Genomic DNA, 19,856 nt, shown 5'->3' with positions numbered 1-19,856 from the left:
TGGAATTTATTTTTGTCTAAAATATATTTCAATCGGAACACCTGTCAATTCAAAATTTTGACGTAATTTATTTTCAATAAATCGTTTATAGGGTTCTTTGATATATTGCGGCAGATTTGCAAAAAATGCAAATTGTGGAGTTCTGGTGGGAAGCTGAGTACAGTATTTAATTTTTATATATTTGCCCTTTATACTTGGCGGGGGGGTAGATTCAATTATAGGAAGCATAACTTCATTTAATTTACTGGTTTTGATCCTGCGTGAACGATTTTCATAAACTTTCATGGCAGTTTCTACCGTTTTATACACACGCTGTTTAGTAATAGCCGAGGTAAAAATGACGGGTACATCCGTAAATGGAGCAATCTTTTCTTTTATAAAATTTTCAAATTGTTTTAAGGTATTGGTTTCTTTTTCAACTAAATCCCATTTGTTAACGACGATAACAACTCCTTTTCGGTATTTTTGGGCTAAAAATAAGATGTTCATATCTTGTTTTTCCCAACCTAAGGTTGCATCTATCATTAAGATTACAACATCTGAATCCTCAATTGAACGTATGGAACGCATTACGGAATAAAACTCAAGGTTTTCATTTACTTTAGTTTTTTTCCGCATACCGGCGGTATCAATCAATACAAATTTATATCCGAATTTTTCATATAAGGTTTCGATACTGTCTCTGGTAGTACCGGCTATATCTGTTACGATATTACGCTCGTTTTCCAATAAAGCATTGGTAAACGTTGATTTTCCCACATTAGGCCTTCCTGCAATGGTTATTCTCGGCAAGCCTTCAAAAGGGTCTACATAATCATCTTCTTTAAATGTGGCAACTATATCATCCAGCAGGTCTCCTGTACCGCTACCTGTCATTCCTGATATAGTATAATATTTCTCCATTCCCAATGAATAAAACTCCATGGCTTCCGTTTCCAACATAGCATTGTCCACTTTGTTAACAACTAAAAAGACAGGTTTGTCAGTCTTTCTTAAAAGATTGGAAACTTCTTTATCCATATCGGTGATGCCTTCTGTTACATCAACTAAAAATATAATCGCAGAAGCTTCATCTACGGCAAGTTCAACTTGTTTTCTTATTTCTTCTTCGAAAATATCTTCTGATCCAACTACGTAACCTCCGGTATCAATAACAGTAAAATCGACTCCGTTCCAGTCACTTTTTCCATAATGCCGATCACGAGTAACCCCGGCCACACTATCAACAATTGCTTCTCTCTTTTGTAGTAATCGATTAAAAAGAGTAGATTTTCCTACATTAGGCCTTCCTACAAGCGCTATAATATTTGACATATCATATTTTTTGCAAAGGTAAATAAAAATAAATAGCAGATTTATATATGGAGTATATAAACGTTATTGACGCTATTATAATAATTGTTTTAAATGTTTGTATTCAATAAATTATGCTCTAAATATAAAATTATGTATATTCATTGTGAGAATTATAAATTTTGTTATATTTTTGATTTTTAAATTTTAATAATTAAAGGCGTTTTTTGATTTTGGAAAAAAGAATTAATGTAACTAAGGTATTTTTACCTCCTTTATCTGAATATAATACATATTTAGATAAAGTTTGGAAAAATCAATGGCTGACCAATAGAGGTGAATTAGTTTTAAAACTTGAAGAGAAACTCAAGAAGTATTTAAATATTACTAATATATTAGTTACTAATAACGGTACCGTCCCTATACAAATAGCATTGAAAAATATTGCTGAGGGTGGAGAAGTTATTACTACACCTTTTAGCTTTGTGGCCACTACTTCCGCCATTATATGGGAAAGCTGTAAACCGGTGTTTGTGGATATTGATCCGGATCATCTGACTATAGATGAAAATAAGATTGAAGAAGCAATTACAGATAAAACTACGGCAATATTAGCAACCCATGTGTTTGGTAATCCTTGCAATGTAAAAATAATTGAAAAAATTGCAAAGAAATATCAAATAAAGGTTATTTATGATGCAGCGCATTGTTTTGGAGTAGAGCATGACAGCAAATCCGTATTCGAATATGGTGATATAAGTACCTGTAGTTTTCATGCTACCAAATTATTTCATACAGGAGAAGGAGGAGCTTTATTTTGCAAAGATTCCGAATTGATGAAAAGGTTAAATTATAGTCATAATTTTGGATACACTGAAACCAATGATATTTATGGTGTAGGAATTAATGCTAAAATATCTGAACTACAAGCTGCGATGGGCTTGTCCGTATTACATTATATTGATTATATAATTGCTGAAAGGAAGAAAGTAGTAGATTTTTACAATGAATCACTAGATTTTAGTAAATTAAAATCAATTCAAATAAGAGAAAATACTAAGTGGAATTACAGCTATTATCCCGTTATATTTAATTCTGAAAAGATACTATTACAGGTATTACAAAAATTAGCAGAACAAAATATTGTACCCAGACGTTATTTTTACCCTTCATTAAATACAATAAATTATGTTAAAGGTAATAAAATGCCAGTATCAGAGTCCATATCAGAAAAAATTTTATGTTTGCCTTTATATGTTGGTTTAGAAAATAGTGATTTAGAAATAATAACAAAACTTGTAAATAGGTATAGTGAATAATAATTTTATATTTTTAAAAAAGTAATCATTTATAAATTAAAACGGGATTCTTTAAAAATTTTTGTTGGTTATAGATATTTAGTAACTTTCAAATTAAATTGTATTTAATTTTAATTTAATAATATGATCAAATAGTAAATCATAAAATTCACATTATGAAAGTAAAAGAACCTGAGTCTAAATACAGAGTACGATTTGCAGATTGTGACCCTATAGGTCATCTTTCTAATCTTCGTTATTTTGATTATATGCTAAATGCTAGGGAAGATCACTGTTTAGATAATTATCAGTTAGATAATTTTGAACAATCTAAAAAAACCGGATGTTTATGGGTTGCTTTACAAAATCAGATTGCTTATATCAAAGAAGTTAGATATAATAAAGATATTATAATTACTAGTAAAATAGTAAAATATACAGACAGGACTAACACAGTTGAAGTGTTAATGTTAAATAAAGACAAAAGTTTGACACATGCAGTTTTATGGGTTACTTTAATATATTTTAATTTATCTACCCGAAAATCTGAAGTTCAACCGCAAAATTTTTTGGATTTGTTTCAAGAAATATGTGTAAGTATACCGGAAAATTTGTTTGAGGAACGAGTGGAAAGTTTAAGAAAACAAAATAAAAAAATTAGTTAAAAAAATAGATGATAGTAACTGAAACCACACTTAAAGGATGCTATATTTTAAAACCGCAATTTTTTGAAGATTCACGCGGATTTTTTATGGAAACATTTAATCTTGATACATTTGAAAAAAAAGTAGGATATAAACCCAATTTTGTTCAAGATAATGTCTCTAAGTCTTCATACGGGGTTATACGAGGTTTACATCAGCAGTTACCCCCCTATTCTCAAGCTAAATTAGTATACGTATTGCAAGGTAAGGTAATTGATGTTGCCGTTGATGTACGAAAAAATTCTCCGACTTTCGGGCAATATATATCAGTTGAATTATCGGCAACCAATAAGAAACAACTGTTTATACCGAAAGGTTTTTTACATGGATTTTCAGTAATATCAGAATCAGTTATTTTTGCTTATAAATGTGAAGGATTTTATCATAAGGAAAGTGAACTGGGTGTTAATCCTTTAGATAAAGATTTAAATATTGATTGGGGGATTGATGCTGGGGATAGAATTATTTCTGAAAAAGACTTAAATGCGATTTCTTTTAAAGAATTCAAACCCATTGAATTATAATAGATTATGAAAAAAATATTAGTTACAGGGGGGGATGGGCAATTAGGAAGATCTTTAAAGCAAAGATTAAAAGAGAAACCTCTTGCAAATTATAGTTTTACATTTACAGATGTTCAAGAGTTAGATATATTAGATGAAATATTTGTAAAAACGTATTTTTTTTCAAACAAGTTTGATTACGTAATTAATTGTGCTGCCTATACTGCTGTTGATAAAGCAGAAACAGATATTGAAATGGCCGAAAAACTTAATGCTGATGCTGTTAAGTTCTTAGCAAAAGCAAGTGCTTCTCAAAAAGCTACTTTCATACATATTTCAACAGATTATGTGTTTTCAGGAGATGAATCAACACCACGCAAAGAAGATGATCCAGTAGCACCTTTAGGTATTTACGGTAAAACCAAATTAAATGGAGAGATACTAGCTCAATACTATAATCCAAAAACATATATAATAAGAACGGCTTGGCTATATTCTCCTTTTGGGAATAATTTTGTGAAAACGATGTTAAAATTATTTAAAGAAAAAGAAGAAATAAATGTTATTAACGATCAAATAGGATCTCCTACAAATGCATTAGATTTAGCAGATGCTATCTTAACTATTATACAAAATGATATAGGAGCTTATGGAATATACAATTTTTCAAATGAAGGCGAATGTTCTTGGTATCAATTTAGTGAAGAAATAAAAAAAATAAGTAAATCTAAAATTAAAATCAATCCTATTCCTACTTCAGACTATCCTACTCCCGCAAAACGACCGCAGTATAGCTTGTTAGATAAAACTAAAATTAAAAATACATTTGGAATTTCAATCCCTGAATGGAAAGATAGTTTAAAAGAATTGCTCAATAGATGAATATAATAATTTAAATTATCTATATTTGTATAAAAAAAATATGATAAAATTTATTTCAATCTTCATGTTAGGGCTAACTCTACTACTTACTAGTTGTGATAAACCGGTTAACGGTCAAGAAGTGGCGCCACCAAACAGGTATTCTTTCCAAGTTATTGAGTCTGCTGAAGGATTAAGAACCTATGTTTTTGATGGTAAAACTGGAGACGTTTTCGTTAGAACCCCTGACGGAAAATGGTGGAATGATTCTGGTATTAAAACTGCACAAAAAAGCAAATAAGAAGATAAATACTTCTATAAAACTCTTAATTATACTTTTTACTAATTAAGAGTTTTTAATTGGTTAAATCTTCAAAGTATTAATTTATTAAAAATATATTTACATATAGTTTGCTATTTATATATATTATAATGAAATATTTTAATCAATCATATTTATAGACTATATTTTAATAAATATTATATGGGCAATAAATTATTTCTATTTTATGGGTAGAGATATAAAAGTTCTTTTATTTGATTGTAAATTATTCAATAGGAAATGGCGATTTCATCACGCAAAATTAGTTTAAACATCTTTATTATAAAGGCACTTACTCTTGTTATAAATTTATTAATTGTTAGTGTTTCTGCAAAGTATTTTGGATTATCTTTAGATAGGGATATCTGGATTATAGCTACTGCATTTATAGTCAATTTAAACAATACATTTTTTAATCCTATATCAGATGTTTTTAGGATAAAATATGTTCAAGTTATAGAGGAAGAATCGGTTCAATCAGCATTAATTAAAACGGGTTCTTTATTGCTTGTCTATACTATTATGGTTATTTTACTAGTAGTTATTTTTTTCTTTTACGGTAAAAATATTATTCATAGTTTATTCACTGTGGATGGTTTATTACTAAATAGATATTGTTTATTTGTTAATATTTTACTTTATAGTATTTTGTTTACGCAATTTACTTCAATCGGTATAGGTATCTTAAATGCAAATAATATATTTTATATACCAGAAATAACATCATTTTTTACATCATTTTTTAACTTAGGGATAATATATTTTGGTACATCATATATAGGTATTTTCTCTTTATATGTGGGTCAATACTTTAATTTACTAATTTTATCTTTAGTAATAATTTATTTTTTAAGAAAAAATAAATTATTACCTATTTTTAAATGGAATAAAACTTTTATATCTCAAGCGAAGGTATTTATAGTATTTGGTATCCCTTTTTATTTTCCTTATATAGTTGGTCAAATAAATTCATTAATTGAAAAAAGTTTATCCAATAAAATGGGAGTAGGTATTGTTTCAATGATTGATTATGCACAAAAATTCACTTTATTATTTCAGGTTGTTTTTACTAGTATTATATTAACAGTCATAATTCCCCAACTTACTAAAAATTTTTATAGAAAGGAATGGGAAGAATATTATACTTCCTTTTATAATTACTTGAAATTTATAATTTTAATAGTGAGTTTTTTTGTTCCCTTACTATATTTAAATGCTTATGAGATTAATTATATATTTTTTAAAAAAGGAGTAGTTAGCATAAGTAACATAGAACAAATTTCGCATTTAACTAAATTATATTCCATATCTTTTATAGCCATTTGTTTATATGTTTATATATCACCGGTAATGATTTCTCAATTAAAAAATAAACAACAAGCGGTATTGGGAGTTTTAACTCAAATAGGAATTATTATATTTAATTGTTATTTTTATAAACTATATTATCAATTTACGTTTCCCGTATCTATAGGTCTTTTTCATTTATTAATAGCTTTTATAATGCTTTATATAATATCTATTCATAATAAGAAGAGAATATTTTTATATCTATTTAAATCTATCTTATTATTAATATTATTATTAGTAATTGGAGAAATCATAAACCATTTTATCCATTTTAATAATATTTATTTTTCACTCTTATTTAAAACCGGGATAATGTCAATTATTATTTTAGCTTTCACTCCTTTGTTAGGAATAAATGTTTTATTTTATTTTAATCAACACTTAAATAAATGGAATTTAAAAATTTAACCTTAATTTTTGCTCATTTTGAAAAAGAACATTTAGGAAAAGATGTTTTTCTAGTCCCTTATTATCTAGGAAAAGAATTATCCTATGAAGTAACCATAGTATATAAAAAAACTAAAACAAACAATTTATTTAAAAATAATACCTACAAGGGAGTTAAATTACGTTCCTTAATAAATATATTTAAGTTAAATAAATTACAAAATGCATCATTTTTTTTATCTTCTTTGCTTTATGTTATTAAGAATGGTAAAAAGATTGATCTATTAATGACTTTTCATTTCAGGTTTACAAGTGCCATATTATGCATTTTATATAAAATGATTAATCCAAATGGGAAGTTTTATTTAAAAGTGGATGGAGGAAAAGATATTGTCGAAGTAAGAAAAAAAGCATCATATTTTAAAAATATATTATATAATAAATTGCTAAATCAAAGTGATTATATTTCATTAGAAACGAGTAAAGTATATAAATTGTGGATAGATCACTTAAATATTCAAGAAAAAATATTTTTAGTTAGAAATGGATTCGATGAAATGGAGCTTGAAAAATCGTCAATTAAATTTATTCCTTTTACAAAAAAAGAAAATATAGTTATCACGGTTGGACGAATAGGTGCGGTTGAAAAAAATACATTAATGTTTTTAAAAGCTATTGAAAAATTATCTGAATTAAAGGATTGGAAATTTTTTTTAATAGGCCCAATTGAAGATAAGTTTAAAAATAGTATAAATGAGTTTTATATTAAAAATCCAAAATTAAAAGATAAAATTATTTTTACAGGATCAATTTATGAGAAAAAGAATTTATGGGAGTATTATAATAAAGCAAAAGTATTTGTTTTAACTTCGATTACGGAAAGTTTTGCTTTAGTATATACGGAAGCATATAGATTTAATAATTATATTATTTCAACGGATGTAGGTGGGGCAAAAGATACCATAGAAAAAAATCAAAATTTTGGAAAATTAGTGGGACAAAATAATGATGAAGAATTAAAATCTATTTTAGAACAAATAATTAATGATAATGATTATTTTTTAAAATATCCTGATAAGGATCATTCTGATAATTCTTGGCAAATATGTTTAAAATCATTAGTTGATAGTATTAAAAATAATAAAATTGGAGTATAAAATTATTATAGTAAATTATAATGGATGTTCAGACACTATAGAATGTTTGGAATCATTATTAAAATCTACCAATCAAAACTTTCAATTGTTTATTGTAGATAATTCATCAAAAAATGATGATTATGAAATATTTAAGAAATGGGGTCAAAACATTTTCATGGATATAGAAACTAAATTCCCAGAATTAGTTTTTCCAATTTCAGAAAAGTCGAGTCAAGATTTGTTGTATTTAAATGAAGAAGAATTTTATGAGTTAAAAGATATTGAACAAAAAATTGTTTTTATTAGAGCAAATGAAAACAAAGGATTTTCAGCTGCAAATAATATTGTTTTAAAATATTTAAAAAAACAGGATAAATATGACTATATTTGGCTCTTAAATAATGATACAGTAGTACCCGTAGATTTTTTGAATAATATTTCGAAAAAATTTGAAAAAATATCCAAATATATCGGTATAATAGGAAACTCTTTGTGTTATTATAATCAGCCGGAAATATTACAATGTGTAGCTAATAAATATAGTGATTGGCTTGCTCATACCTTTCCTTTATATGAATGCATGAATTATTCGGATATTCCAAAAAAGGCAATTTATAATTTAATCCCCATAGGAGCTTCAATGTTTATAAAAAAAGAATGTTTTATGGAAATAGGATTTCTCGAAGAAGATTATTTTTTGTATTTTGAAGAGTGGGATTATACTAGTAGAGCAAAGAAAAAAGATTGGAAATCAATAATATTTACTGATTTATATATTTATCATAAACACGGAACAACTATAGATAACGGAAATAATGAAGGTAAATCAAAAACTTTATTTTCAGATTATTATTTGTTAATTAATAAACTGGTTTTTGCAAAGAAAAACTTAAAATGGTATCATTTACCATCAGTTTATTTAAGTTATGCACCCGTCATAATTAATAGAATAAGACGAGGGCAATGGGATAGGGTGAAGATGATATTTAAAATAATTTTAGGAATAAAATATGATGTGAAATGAGTAGTAAGATTATGATCTTATCTTTAGGTAGGACAGGAAGTTTACCACTATATTCTGATAATATAGTTTTGCATTTTCCTGAAAATAGTTACGATTACTATAAATCTAAATATGCTATAGAAGGTATTTCAATACCTAATCAAAAATCATTAATAACCTATAAATCAGCTTTTTCCTTTATTTTAAATACACTTTTTATACTCCCATTTTATAGTTTAGTTCTTTTACCTAAAATAGTGAAAAATTACAGAATACTATATTTACCATATTTTCATTTATGGAATTTACCGTTTATTTTGCTCTTTAGATTATTAGGTCGCGACGTAATATTGACAGTACATGATGGTATTTTGCATAAAGGTGAAAACGGTTTTTTGCTTCAGCAATATTCTAATTTAAATATTAGATTGAGCTCTAAATTAATTTTTTTGACAAACTATGTTAAAGTTAATGTAGAAAAAACGTTAAAATTAATTAAAACGAGTATTATAGTTCCTCATGGATTGATTGAAACAATATCATTAGTTGATTCTCCTTCTAAAATAAATAGGGGAAAAAATATACTTTTTATAGGAAGAATTAGTCCTTATAAAGGGGTAGAGCTTTTAGCTGAGGTCATTGAAGATATAAGGGATAAAATAGATAAATGTGTAATTGCCGGAAAAAGCATTTATGAATTAAAAATTAAAGATACAGATAAATTAAAAATTCAGGATAAATACCTATCTGATATCGAAATAGGTGGACTTTTAAATTGGGCAGATATTTTAGTTTTACCTTATTTGGAAGCGACACAATCGGGAGTTATAACTCTCGGGATTAGTTCAGAATTACCTATGGTTTGTACAAATGTTGGAGGTTTTAATGAACAATTAGATCAAGATGAATGTATTTGGGTTGAGCCCAATAAAGATTCATTAAAGAAAGGTTTAGTACATTTAATTGAAAATCAATCTCAAAGAGATTATTTAATTAAGAAAATGCATAAAAAGAAACTATCTCTTAAATGGGATACTATTTCATTACAAATATTTAAATTTTTAAATACTAATGAATAATCTGAAGATTACAAAAAGTAAATTCATATTTTTTAGTTTTGCTTTTTTAGGTTTAATTTTAGCCATTAGCAGTAGCTTTATATTACCTAAAAAATATTTTTCCGATGCATTAACGATTATTCATAATCCATGGAATTTAAGTGGGATAATAGGAGGTTTTCAGTTTTCAATTTTTTTTTATTCCATTACAGGGATGAGATGGATGCCTTTTCCTTTAGTTGCTTTAATACAATATCCGATTCTAATATATATTTTAACTAAAATAGGAATTCCTTCAAATTTTGATAAAGCAAAAATGACCAATATTATCATGTATTTTTCTTTTTTTGTAATTGGTATATATATATCAATGCAAACGAAGGAATTTATTTCATTTATATTTTGTGCATTTCTTGTTTTTTTAATTAGGAATAAAAAAGATATTTTAAAAAATAGAATAATAATATGTTCATCATTAATATTATTTGCAATGATATTTAGGACTTATTTTTATGCAATTTTAATTTTATGTATATCTTTTAGTTTTTTAAGTTTTTTAAAATTTAAGTTTAATACAATTTTAATTATTATCTTCGGATTGTTAGTTATCATTCTTATAAGTTTTGTGCATAATATTGGTAATAAGGGATATATGTCTGATAAAACCCGCACGGAATTAAATGAAGAGAGATTAGATGATCCTAAAATAAAAGAAGAATCAAGATCAGCTATAATTCCTCCTTTACCGACCAATACATGGTATGGGGAAGTCGTGTCAATATTATATGGTTTTATAGTAGTAAATATTCCTATCACATCAATTTTCTCTACATCACCCCAGATAATTATATTTGCAATTTGGCAACTAGGATTATTTTTTTGTTTATCTTTAAAATTTGACCAAATCTTGAGGGTTAAAAAAAATAATAATATTAGTTGGGCATATTATATAACATTTTCATTTTTTATTGTTCAAGGCTTATTTGAGCCAGACTTAGGATCCTCCATAAGACATAAAGCAGGTATATTTCCATTGATTTATTTTATTTTATTTTATGATGCTAAAAAAAAATAATTTTCAACAGATAAATTTTATTTTTTTAATATTAATATTAAGTACTATACTATTCAGATCGATTTGTACGATTTTAATTATTGCCTATATCGTTTTTCAATTTTTTATTTCTATTAAATTTAAAATCAAAATAAAAATAAATGGGTTGATAATTTTATTATCGATGCCTTTTCTAATTGAAGTTTTAATGTTTTGGAACAATGATTATGCTTATTATGGTTTTAAATCTTTAGAAAAAAAAATTATCTATTTATTTTTTCCTTTTTTTATTCTTTTATCACCTTTTAAAATTGATGTGTTTAAAATAATTAATTATTGGGCGAAAATTTTATGCTTAATATTAATCTGTTTTTTAATTAGGTATGTATTTTTATATCAAGATAATATAATTAATTATATTAATGGAATTGATGTATGGGATATGGGATATAGTTTTTCTAGAAGTATAGACAATAATCATGCACCGGCACTTAATTTAATTGTATCGTTTTGTTGTATTAGTTCCTTATATAATTTTTATAAAATCTCGTCAAAAAGGCGTTTCGAAAAAGTTATTAATTTTATAACCTATATAATGTTGTTGGGTTTTGTTTTCTTAATCAATACGCGGATAGCTGTTTGTAGTTCAATACTGGGTTCAATATTTATAACCTTATATAAATTCAAATCTTCATTTACTATTAAACAAAGCGTTTTAATTGCAGCCATAGTTTTTATCTTTATAATCATTTTTATAACACTTTTCCCATATACAATAAAGAAATATACAACTGTTTCATTTGGAAACATGGATAAAATTGGAAAACTGGATGAGGTTGAAAATCCTGAAGGTGAAATTTACAATTCGTTAGTAACAAGAATAAGTATTTGGAAATCAGCTTTGGACTTGTCTAAAAGGAATATCTGGTTTGGAGTGGGAGCTTCTGACGGAAAAAGAAAACTATTCGATTACTACTATGAAACAGACCAAATGTTTTTGTTTAAATATAAATTTCCGGTTCACAATCAATACTTAGATTATTTAGTAAGGTTTGGAATTGTAGGTCTAGTATTGTTAATTATTTTTATGACATTACCACTTTATATTGGATTTAAATTACATAACTCTTTAATAATTTATTATTCTCTATCATTTATAGTAGCCAATATAACAGATGATTTTTTAATTCGTTTTGATGGAATCGTATTTAGCTGTATTTTAATTAGTTTTTTTGGGTATTTATATGTAAGGAATTAAGATAAATATTTTTTAAAAGAGTAAAATTTTTATTAAGATCAAAATATTTCATACATCTTTCTAATCCTAATTTTCCCATTTTTTCACGGGTTAAATGATCTTTTAAGATATTAATAAATTCTTGAATGTCATTTTCATTCGTAAATAAAAATCCGGTTTCTCCGTGTTTTACGATATCTTTATTTCCAATTATATTTGTTGCTAGAATCGGCTTTTGAAATGCCATAGCTTCTAAAGGGGCAATAGGTAGTCCCTCCCATAAGGATGTTTGAATATATATATCTAATTGGTTTAAATAATCAAAAATATTTTCACGATTTAACCAACCCGTTATAGTTATATTTTGGGAAGTAATAGCATCTCGTAATTCACCGTCTCCGATCCATAAAAAATCTATATCGGGGTTATTTTTGGCAACATTATTAAATAACCAAGGATTTTTAATATGTGAAATTCTTCCAATGATACCTATAACTAACCGTTTATTATTAATCTTTTTGCGTTTAAATTTATTTGATATAGTTTCAATATTAATCCCATTTCTCACCAATAATGTTTTGCCGAATTTTTTTCCATATTCGAATTCACTATCTCCACATGCAATTGTCGTTCCCCCAAAAAATTTGGAAGTATATTTTTCTATATAATAGAAAAATTCTTTTTTTAAATAAGAAATATCTTTACGTAAAAAAGAATAAGCATGAGGAGTATAAAATACAACTGCTTTTTTGTAAAATAAGGATACAAATCTTCCAATTACTCCCGCTTTAGATGAATGAAGGTGTATAATGTCAGGTTTTAATGATTTACATATACTTAATAATTCATATATGCTTTTAAAATCTTTTAAAGAAATTTCTTTATTAATATCTAATTCAATTAATGAAACCCCGTTAGATAATTCCTTTTTAATATCTATATTAGCAACTTCACGACGTTTTCCACAATATGCAATAGTAGTATCAAATAAATTAGATTGTTTTCCAAAAAAAATCGTTAAGTCTTTGATATACGTATAAATACCCCCACCAAGGGCCTCAACAACATGTAAAACTTTTATTTTATCCATAATTTTGTGAAATTAATAATTTTTATGTAAATATTATGTTCATATTAAAACAAACTAAAATACTAAAATAAAAAATATTGGTTTAAGAAAAAATAACTATTTTTATCGATTAATAAATTTATTTTTTTTTTATAAATTATAGGATGTATGAGGTATACTCGATATTTAAAAAATAGTTATTTTTTACAACTATTGTTCGATATAGTTTTCATAATTATTTTATTCTTTCATTTTTTAAAAATTCAATATTATCATTTAGGTATATATGTTGTTTCATTAAGAGAATTATTAGATGCACATTATAAGGCGTTAATATTACTTTTGATGAGCTGGTATTTTATTTCACTGAAAACCCATTTATATGAGATTAAAAGGAATACCGGTATTGGAATAATTTTAAAAAACAACATTTTTCAGATTATTTTATTTGGTGTCATAACCTTTTTTGTGTCCGGATTAAAAAAGGATGATCTATTTTCAAATAAAGTGACTATATATTTTTTAATATCTCTATTTCTGATTACTTTTTTTATTAGAGCTGTTCTTTTTCTATTTTTAAAAATTTATAGAACTTTAGGAGGAAATTATATAAGAGTTATTTTTATTGATGAGAATAATAATACCCCATCATTTATAAAATTTTTGTCTAAAAGAAAAGATTATGGATATGTAAATTGTGGAAGTTTTTTAGCAAACATTGAAGATGATATAGAAAAAAATAAATACAAATTTGATTTAGAAAAGTTAAAAAGTTTTATACTTGAAGAAGAAATATTAATAATATTTTTTTCATTAAACGGTAAACTTTCGCATTCTGTTCATGATCAATTAGTCGTATTAGCACAAAAACTTCATATAGAAATTAGATTTATTCCAAGCACTTTATACAATTCATTTTATAGTCTGGATTTAGAATATTATGATACGTATCCAATATTGTTATTTAAAAAATTTCCTTTAGATGATTTTTGGAATCAATTTATCAAAAGGCTATTTGATATTCTATTTTCATTGTTTGTTATAATTTTTATTTTAAGTTGGCTATACCCTCTTATTGCAATAGCAATTTTTCTAGAATCGGGCAAACCTGTAATCTATGCTCAAAAAAGAGTGGGATTAGGAGGGAATATATTTTATTGCTATAAATTCCGAACGATGAAAAACAGTAAAGATAATGACATTAAAGCTACTGTGAAAGATGATTCCAGAGTTACTCAATTAGGTAGAATATTACGAAAATCAAGTTTAGATGAAATGCCTCAGTTTTTTAATGTATTGAAAGGAAATATGTCTGTTGTTGGACCTAGACCTCATATGGTTGTTCAAGATAATTATTATAATGATCTTTTATTAAGATATAGTCGTAGACACCATGTTAAACCTGGAATTACCGGATTAGCTCAAGTAAAAGGTTTTAGAGGGGAAATAAATTCCAGAGAAGATATGCAAAAAAGAATAATAGCAGACATTTATTATGTTAGAAAATGGACTTTTTATTTAGATATGATTATAATCTTGAGAACCGTATTTAAGACTATTGGAGGAGATAAGAAAGCAATTTAATTTTTTATAGTAAAATAATACATAAAACATATAATTTATTTTAATAAAATATATATTTTTGTAATGTTTGAAAAAAATAAGTAAAATATTCATATTTTTTGCTACGTTACTAATTGTAGCACATTCCTTTGTTCCTCATCAGCACAAGGTTAAATTTGAAATTGTTTTTCACGAATGTTTTTTATCTGAGGCTAAAAATACTCATTCTATAAACTTATTCGAGAAACTCGAAGATATAATCAAACATATAAATTTAGGAGAAAAAAATTTAGACGATTTTAAATTATCTATCTCTAATTATGAATTTTCTCAACAATTCATTTATTATATTATACCAGAATCTTTTTTGGGGCATAATTTTATATTATTAAATTCTTCGAATAAAGATTCAAATTTCTACTATGCATATACAAAAACCACTTCTGAAAAATTTTTAGGAAAAGGTTTGAGAGCTCCCCCATTAGTAAATCCCTAAATTTCCAACTGATTTAAGTATTTGGAGATAATAAATATATTATTGATTCTTATTCTCCTTAACTAAAGTTTCTATTCAAAAAATTAAGTAACAGTTAATTTTTACATAAAAAATAATATAGATGTATTACAACTCATTATTTAAATTATTGTTTAATGAGAATAATGATCCATTTCAATTCATAATTCAAACAATTTAATCATGTTTCAAACCATAATTGATTTATCAATAAAATATAAATTATTGGTTGCATTGGGAGTAGTAGCATTAATGGTATGGGGACTTTATTCTCTTAAAAATATACCCATAGATGCTACCCCTGACATAACCAATAATCAAGTGCAGGTAGTAACTACCTCACCTACCTTAGCTCCACAAGAAGTGGAACAATTATTAACCATACCCCTTGAATCAGAATTAAGAAATATTCCCGGAGCTATAGAAGTACGATCTATTTCAAGATTTGGTTTATCCATAATTACCGTTGTATTTAAAGAAGACATTCCCATAATACAAGCCAGACAACTGGTTAAAGAACAAATAGATATCGCTAAAAGCGAAATTCCCGATGGAATAGGAGAACCGCAATTAATGCCTATTACTACAGGATTAGGAGAAATTTGTCAATATATAATTAAAGTTAATCCCGGATATGAATCTACTTATAATCTTGAGGAATTAAGGACAATTCAAGAGTGGATAATTAAAAAGCAACTCAACGGAATCGAAGGAATAATAGAAATTTCAAGTTTTGGAGGAAAAGTAAAAGAATATGAAGTAGCTATAGATCCTATCTTATTACAAAGTTATAACATCACTTTAGAAGAAGTTAATAATGCACTAGAGAAAAATAATCAAAATTCCGGATCCGGTTACATTCAACAAAAACATAATTTGTTCTACATAAGAACAGAAGGAAGGCTAAAAAATTTTCAAGATATTGAAAATACGGTTATAACAGTAAAAGATCAAGTACCTATTAAAATTTCAGATATAGCGGTTGTAAAATATGCTTCAGCCCAAAGATTTGGAGCTATGACAATGGATGGAAAGGGCGAAGTGGTTGGAGGAATCACGTTGATGTTAAAAGGAGAAAACTCTTATAAAACAGTTAACAAGGTAAAAGAAAGAATCAATCAGATAAAAAAAACATTACCCGAAGGCATAGATCTTTATATTTATTTAGATAGAGCAAATCTTATAGAAAAGACTATTTCAACCGTTAAAAAAAATTTACTAGAAGGTGGAATAATAGTAATGTTTGTTGTAATTATCTTAATAGGCGATATAAGAGCGGGGCTAATTGTAGCATCCATTATTCCACTTTCATTATTATTTGCGCTGATACTGATGAATTTATTCGGAGTTTCAGCAAATTTACTTTCCTTAGGAGCTATAGATTTTGGAATAGTTGTAGACGGAGCAATTATAATTATAGAATCGGTCATTTCAGTTTTACATGCAAACTATTTAGGAAAAAAGCTTACTCAAAAAAAATTAGATAACGTAGTATCTAAAACAGCAGGGGAAATATATAAATCAGCAGCTTTCGGAATCATTATTATCATTTTAGTGTTTATTCCCATTATGACTTTACAGGGAATAGAGGGTAAAATGTTTAGGCCCATGTCCTTCACAGTTAGTTTTGCCATAATTGGAGCTTTTATACTATCATTGACCTATGTGCCTGTATTATCAACATTTGTCCTTAAAAAAAATATTGAAAACAAAGTAACCTTCGCAGATAAAATCATGAATAAATTAAAATCAATTTATTTGCCTGTTTTAGATAAAGTGCTGCAAATACCCTATATTCTCATAGGTAGCATTTTTATAATCTGGCTTTTTTTTCTCTTTGTTTTCGCCAATATGGGAGCCGAATTTGTACCTACCTTGCAAGAAGGAAATATAGCTATGCAAATGAGCATACAGCCCGGAAGTTCATTAGAAGAGAGTATACGCACTACTTCAAAAGTTGAAAAGATAATTAAAGACAATTTTCCGGAGGTAGTACATGTAATTTCAAAAATAGGAACGGCCGAAATACCAACGGATCCAATGGGTATAGAAGATTCAGATATCATGATTGTTTTAAAAGAAAAAAAACAATGGGTTTCAGCCAAAACACAAGATGAATTAGTGGAAAAAATAAAAGAAAAGTTGTCGACAATATTAGGGGCTTCTTTTGAATTTTCTCAACCAATACAATTAAGATTTAATGAGCTTATGACAGGAGCAAAATCAGACATAGTAATTAAAATTTATGGAGAAGATGCAAGAGAATTAAAAAAGTTGGCAGATCAAACGGCTCAGATTATAAATAAAATAGAAGGAGCAGCCGATGTAAAAGTAGAACAAACCGAAGGGCTAAAACAAATGAAAATAAGTTATGATAGAAATAAGTTAGCACAATATGGATTGGATATAACTACCTTAAATGAAGTAATCCGATCTTGGGTAGCAGGAGTAAAATCAGGGGTTATAATGGAAGGAGAACGCCGTTTTGATTTAGTAATGCGACTGGATGAAAAATATAGAAGAGATTTAAATTTAGATCAATTACCCATACGTACGGCTACCCAAAATTTAATTCCCGTTTCCGAAGTGGCAACCGTGAATTATGAATCCGGACCAATGATGATTTCAAGGGAACAAGCACAAAGAAAAATTAATATAGGAGTAAATGTGCGTAATTCCGATATAAATTCCCTGGTACAAAAAATTCAATCAAGAGTAGAAGATAACATCAAATTACCTCCGGGATATTCCATTGAATATGGTGGAGCATTTAAAAATTTACAAGAAGCAACTTCAAGACTGAGCATTGCAATTCCCATAGCTTTAGTAATCATACTTATATTATTGTATACAACCTTTAAAAGCTTTAAAGATGCAATATTAATTTTTACCTCCGTACCCCTGGCTTCCATAGGAGGAATTATAGCTTTATGGATACGTGAATTGCCGTTCAGCATTTCAGCAGGAATAGGTTTTATTGCCCTTTTTGGAGTAGCTGTCTTAAATGGAATCGTGTTAGTAAGTGAATTAAATAGACTGAAAAATTCGGGCAACTATACTTCACTCAAAGAAATAATTAAAAAAGGAGGACTAAATCGTCTGCGTCCGGTGGTTATAACAGCAATGGTTGCAACGTTAGGCTTTATTCCAATGGCCATGTCAACATCAAACGGAGCAGAGGTACAAAGACCCTTGGCTACTGTAGTTATCGGAGGATTAGTAACCTCAACTTTATTAACCTTACTCGTTATTCCGGCTTTATATTATGTTTTTGAAAATAAAAATTTTCAAAAGAATATAAATGTAAAAAAAATGCTAATCATACTAATTTTTTTAGGCAGTATTGGCTCAGTGAGTGCTCAAAAAAAAGTTTCTCTTTCCTACCTTGTAGAAAGAGCTTATAAGGAAAATAGAGAGCTTAAATCAAGTCAATTGCAAATTCAGAAAGAAAAAATTGAAAAAAAATATGCCTATACAGTCAATTCTACTTCAATGACTATCGGTTTTGGACAATTCAACAATAAAGATGCTGATTATCAATGGGAAGTGTCACAAGATTTAGGAAATCTATTTTCACAAACTAAAAAAAAGAGCCTTATTGAAAGCCGGTTAGAATGGTTAACGGCTAAATCTAACTTACAAAAACATATAATAACCTATCAATTAGAACAATTATATAATAAATGGATTTACATCTTAGAAAAGAATAATTTATTTATCCGAATAGATTCTATATATAGAGAAGGATTAAAGAAAGCTGAATTAAAGTATGTAAAAGGAGAGACGGATTATATGGAAAAACAATTTTTTAAGGCAGAATTAGAACAAGTAATTCAGCAAAAAACTATAAATGAGCAAGAAAATATGGAAGTTGAAAATAAGATATATTCATTATGTGGAATAAGTGCTGATGAAAATATAGTACCTCTTGAATCATTTAAAAAGTTAGAAAAAAATCCCTTGACGGATAGTTTGAATAATCTATACTTGAATGAATTAGATAAAGAGCTGCATGTTAATAACAAAACATTGATTCTGGAAAAAGCCAAAAAATTACCTGAATTTTCAATTGGAGGATTAATGCAAAGCATTGAACACAAAAACAGTTATTTTGCGGGTGTAGTTAATATAAACATACCCTTATTTAACAATGTTTACAAAAAAATTAAAGAACAGACTCTTCTTGAAAATAACAATGTTGAATTTAAAAAAAAGGAGATCACACGAAATTTAAATTTAAGAATCAGGCAATTAAAAAAGCAGCAAAAATATTTAGATAAAGAATTAAGCATATTTGGAAATTCACATTCAGAAGAACTACAAAAAATGATAAAAATAGCAACGATTAAATACCAATACGGCGAAATAGACTATTTGCAATATTGCAGTATATTAAAATCTTCTATAGATGCTCAAACCACCTATTTAGATTTATTAAACAACTACAATCAAACCCTAATTGAGCTAAACTATTTAACACAATCCAATTAATTTATCCATC

General features: G+C 26.9%; 17 protein-coding genes. 14 read left to right on the top strand and 3 right to left on the bottom strand.

What is annotated here, in order from left to right; genetic code table 11:
* Window positions 1-6 precede the first annotated feature (6 nt).
* Complete coding sequence (gene der, locus C4S75_RS02390) at window positions 7-1,314, bottom strand: ribosome biogenesis GTPase Der (RefSeq protein ID WP_105296731.1); 1,308 nt, start codon at window positions 1,312-1,314, stop codon at window positions 7-9.
* Window positions 1,315-1,520: 206 nt separating this feature from the next.
* Between der and C4S75_RS02385 the strand changes: the two genes are divergently transcribed.
* From C4S75_RS02385 to C4S75_RS02345, 9 genes are all read left to right on the top strand, one after another.
* Window positions 1,521-2,612: a DegT/DnrJ/EryC1/StrS aminotransferase family protein gene (locus C4S75_RS02385; RefSeq protein WP_105296730.1), complete on the top strand. Its 1,092-nt coding sequence runs from the start codon at window positions 1,521-1,523 to the stop codon at window positions 2,610-2,612.
* A 155-nt stretch (window positions 2,613-2,767) separates the two neighbouring features.
* Window positions 2,768-3,256 (top strand): thioesterase family protein, encoded by a 489-nt coding sequence (locus C4S75_RS02380; protein WP_105296729.1) that lies wholly within the window; start codon window positions 2,768-2,770, stop codon window positions 3,254-3,256.
* An 8-nt stretch (window positions 3,257-3,264) separates the two neighbouring features.
* Window positions 3,265-3,819, top strand: a complete 555-nt coding sequence (gene rfbC, locus C4S75_RS02375) for a dTDP-4-dehydrorhamnose 3,5-epimerase (protein ID WP_105296728.1) — start codon at window positions 3,265-3,267, stop codon at window positions 3,817-3,819.
* Window positions 3,820-3,825: 6 nt separating this feature from the next.
* The gene (gene rfbD, locus C4S75_RS02370) at window positions 3,826-4,680 is read left to right on the top strand and encodes a dTDP-4-dehydrorhamnose reductase (RefSeq protein WP_105296727.1); all 855 of its coding nucleotides are present in this window, start codon (window positions 3,826-3,828) and stop codon (window positions 4,678-4,680) included.
* Window positions 4,681-4,744: 64 nt separating this feature from the next.
* Window positions 4,745-4,960, top strand: coding sequence for a hypothetical protein (locus C4S75_RS02365; RefSeq protein WP_105296726.1), 216 nt, complete (start codon window positions 4,745-4,747; stop codon window positions 4,958-4,960).
* A 261-nt stretch (window positions 4,961-5,221) separates the two neighbouring features.
* Window positions 5,222-6,739 carry a lipid II flippase MurJ gene (locus C4S75_RS02360; protein WP_105296725.1) on the top strand — a complete coding sequence of 506 codons (1,518 nt, stop codon included), beginning with the start codon at window positions 5,222-5,224 and terminating at the stop codon, window positions 6,737-6,739.
* Window positions 6,721-7,875: a glycosyltransferase gene (locus C4S75_RS02355; RefSeq protein WP_105296724.1), complete on the top strand. Its 1,155-nt coding sequence runs from the start codon at window positions 6,721-6,723 to the stop codon at window positions 7,873-7,875. The genes C4S75_RS02360 and C4S75_RS02355 overlap by 19 nt, the downstream gene beginning before the upstream one ends.
* A complete protein-coding gene (locus C4S75_RS02350) occupies window positions 7,865-8,881 on the top strand; it encodes a glycosyltransferase family 2 protein (protein ID WP_158254200.1) in 1,017 nt (338 codons plus the stop codon). Before C4S75_RS02355 ends, C4S75_RS02350 begins: the two co-directional genes overlap by 11 nt.
* A complete protein-coding gene (locus C4S75_RS02345; RefSeq protein ID WP_105296722.1) occupies window positions 8,878-9,939 on the top strand; it encodes a glycosyltransferase family 4 protein in 1,062 nt (353 codons plus the stop codon). The genes C4S75_RS02350 and C4S75_RS02345 overlap by 4 nt, the downstream gene beginning before the upstream one ends.
* A 177-nt stretch (window positions 9,940-10,116) precedes the next feature.
* Here C4S75_RS02345 and C4S75_RS10170 read toward each other — a convergent pair whose 3' ends face one another.
* Window positions 10,117-10,251 (bottom strand): hypothetical protein, encoded by a 135-nt coding sequence (locus C4S75_RS10170; RefSeq protein ID WP_255410565.1) that lies wholly within the window; start codon window positions 10,249-10,251, stop codon window positions 10,117-10,119.
* 319 nt (window positions 10,252-10,570) lie between these two features.
* On the opposite strand from C4S75_RS10170, the gene C4S75_RS10005 reads away from it, so the two are divergent.
* A complete protein-coding gene (locus tag C4S75_RS10005; RefSeq protein WP_146105547.1) occupies window positions 10,571-10,993 on the top strand; it encodes a hypothetical protein in 423 nt (140 codons plus the stop codon).
* A gap of 163 nt (window positions 10,994-11,156) precedes the next feature.
* Complete coding sequence (locus tag C4S75_RS02335) at window positions 11,157-12,230, top strand: O-antigen ligase (protein WP_158254199.1); 1,074 nt, start codon at window positions 11,157-11,159, stop codon at window positions 12,228-12,230.
* On the opposite strand, the gene C4S75_RS02330 is transcribed toward C4S75_RS02335, so the two are convergent.
* A complete protein-coding gene (locus C4S75_RS02330; protein WP_255410564.1) occupies window positions 12,196-13,299 on the bottom strand; it encodes a glycosyltransferase in 1,104 nt (367 codons plus the stop codon). The two genes, C4S75_RS02335 and C4S75_RS02330, sit on opposite strands and share 35 nt — an antisense overlap.
* A 147-nt stretch (window positions 13,300-13,446) precedes the next feature.
* On the opposite strand from C4S75_RS02330, the gene C4S75_RS02325 reads away from it, so the two are divergent.
* The 3 genes from C4S75_RS02325 (at window position 13,447) to C4S75_RS02315 (ending at window position 19,846) form a co-directional block, all read left to right on the top strand.
* Window positions 13,447-14,862, top strand: a complete 1,416-nt coding sequence (locus C4S75_RS02325; RefSeq protein ID WP_105296719.1) for an exopolysaccharide biosynthesis polyprenyl glycosylphosphotransferase — start codon at window positions 13,447-13,449, stop codon at window positions 14,860-14,862.
* A gap of 67 nt (window positions 14,863-14,929) precedes the next feature.
* Window positions 14,930-15,337: a hypothetical protein gene (locus tag C4S75_RS02320; RefSeq protein WP_105296718.1), complete on the top strand. Its 408-nt coding sequence runs from the start codon at window positions 14,930-14,932 to the stop codon at window positions 15,335-15,337.
* A gap of 201 nt (window positions 15,338-15,538) precedes the next feature.
* A complete protein-coding gene (locus C4S75_RS02315) occupies window positions 15,539-19,846 on the top strand; it encodes a CusA/CzcA family heavy metal efflux RND transporter (protein ID WP_105296717.1) in 4,308 nt (1,435 codons plus the stop codon).
* The last annotated feature ends 10 nt before the right edge of the window (window positions 19,847-19,856 follow it).

The sequence above is a fragment of the Apibacter sp. wkB309 genome, assembly GCF_002964915.1.
GTDB lineage: Bacteria > Bacteroidota > Bacteroidia > Flavobacteriales > Weeksellaceae > Apibacter.
Note: the sequence above shows the minus strand (reverse complement) of the source record. Positions and strands in the feature narration are given on the sequence as shown.

Bases quoted from the DNA above. Each gene is read 5' to 3' on its own strand.
- der (WP_105296731.1), bottom strand. From the start codon at position 1,314: ATGTCAAATATTATAGCGCTTGTAGGAAGGCCTAATGTAGGAAAATCT.
- C4S75_RS02380 (WP_105296729.1), top strand. From the start codon at position 2,768: ATGAAAGTAAAAGAACCTGAGTCTAAATACAGAGTACGATTTGCAGAT.
- rfbC (WP_105296728.1), top strand. From the start codon at position 3,265: ATGATAGTAACTGAAACCACACTTAAAGGATGCTATATTTTAAAACCG.
- rfbD (WP_105296727.1), top strand. From the start codon at position 3,826: ATGAAAAAAATATTAGTTACAGGGGGGGATGGGCAATTAGGAAGATCT.
- C4S75_RS02365 (WP_105296726.1), top strand. From the start codon at position 4,745: ATGTTAGGGCTAACTCTACTACTTACTAGTTGTGATAAACCGGTTAAC.
- C4S75_RS02360 (WP_105296725.1), top strand. From the start codon at position 5,222: ATGGCGATTTCATCACGCAAAATTAGTTTAAACATCTTTATTATAAAG.
- C4S75_RS02355 (WP_105296724.1), top strand. From the start codon at position 6,721: ATGGAATTTAAAAATTTAACCTTAATTTTTGCTCATTTTGAAAAAGAA.
- C4S75_RS02345 (WP_105296722.1), top strand. From the start codon at position 8,878: ATGAGTAGTAAGATTATGATCTTATCTTTAGGTAGGACAGGAAGTTTA.
- C4S75_RS10170 (WP_255410565.1), bottom strand. From the start codon at position 10,251: ATGATAATATTGGTCATTTTTGCTTTATCAAAATTTGAAGGAATTCCT.
- C4S75_RS10005 (WP_146105547.1), top strand. From the start codon at position 10,571: ATGTCTGATAAAACCCGCACGGAATTAAATGAAGAGAGATTAGATGAT.
- C4S75_RS02335 (WP_158254199.1), top strand. From the start codon at position 11,157: ATGCCTTTTCTAATTGAAGTTTTAATGTTTTGGAACAATGATTATGCT.
- C4S75_RS02330 (WP_255410564.1), bottom strand. From the start codon at position 13,299: ATGGATAAAATAAAAGTTTTACATGTTGTTGAGGCCCTTGGTGGGGGT.
- C4S75_RS02325 (WP_105296719.1), top strand. From the start codon at position 13,447: ATGAGGTATACTCGATATTTAAAAAATAGTTATTTTTTACAACTATTG.
- C4S75_RS02315 (WP_105296717.1), top strand. From the start codon at position 15,539: ATGTTTCAAACCATAATTGATTTATCAATAAAATATAAATTATTGGTT.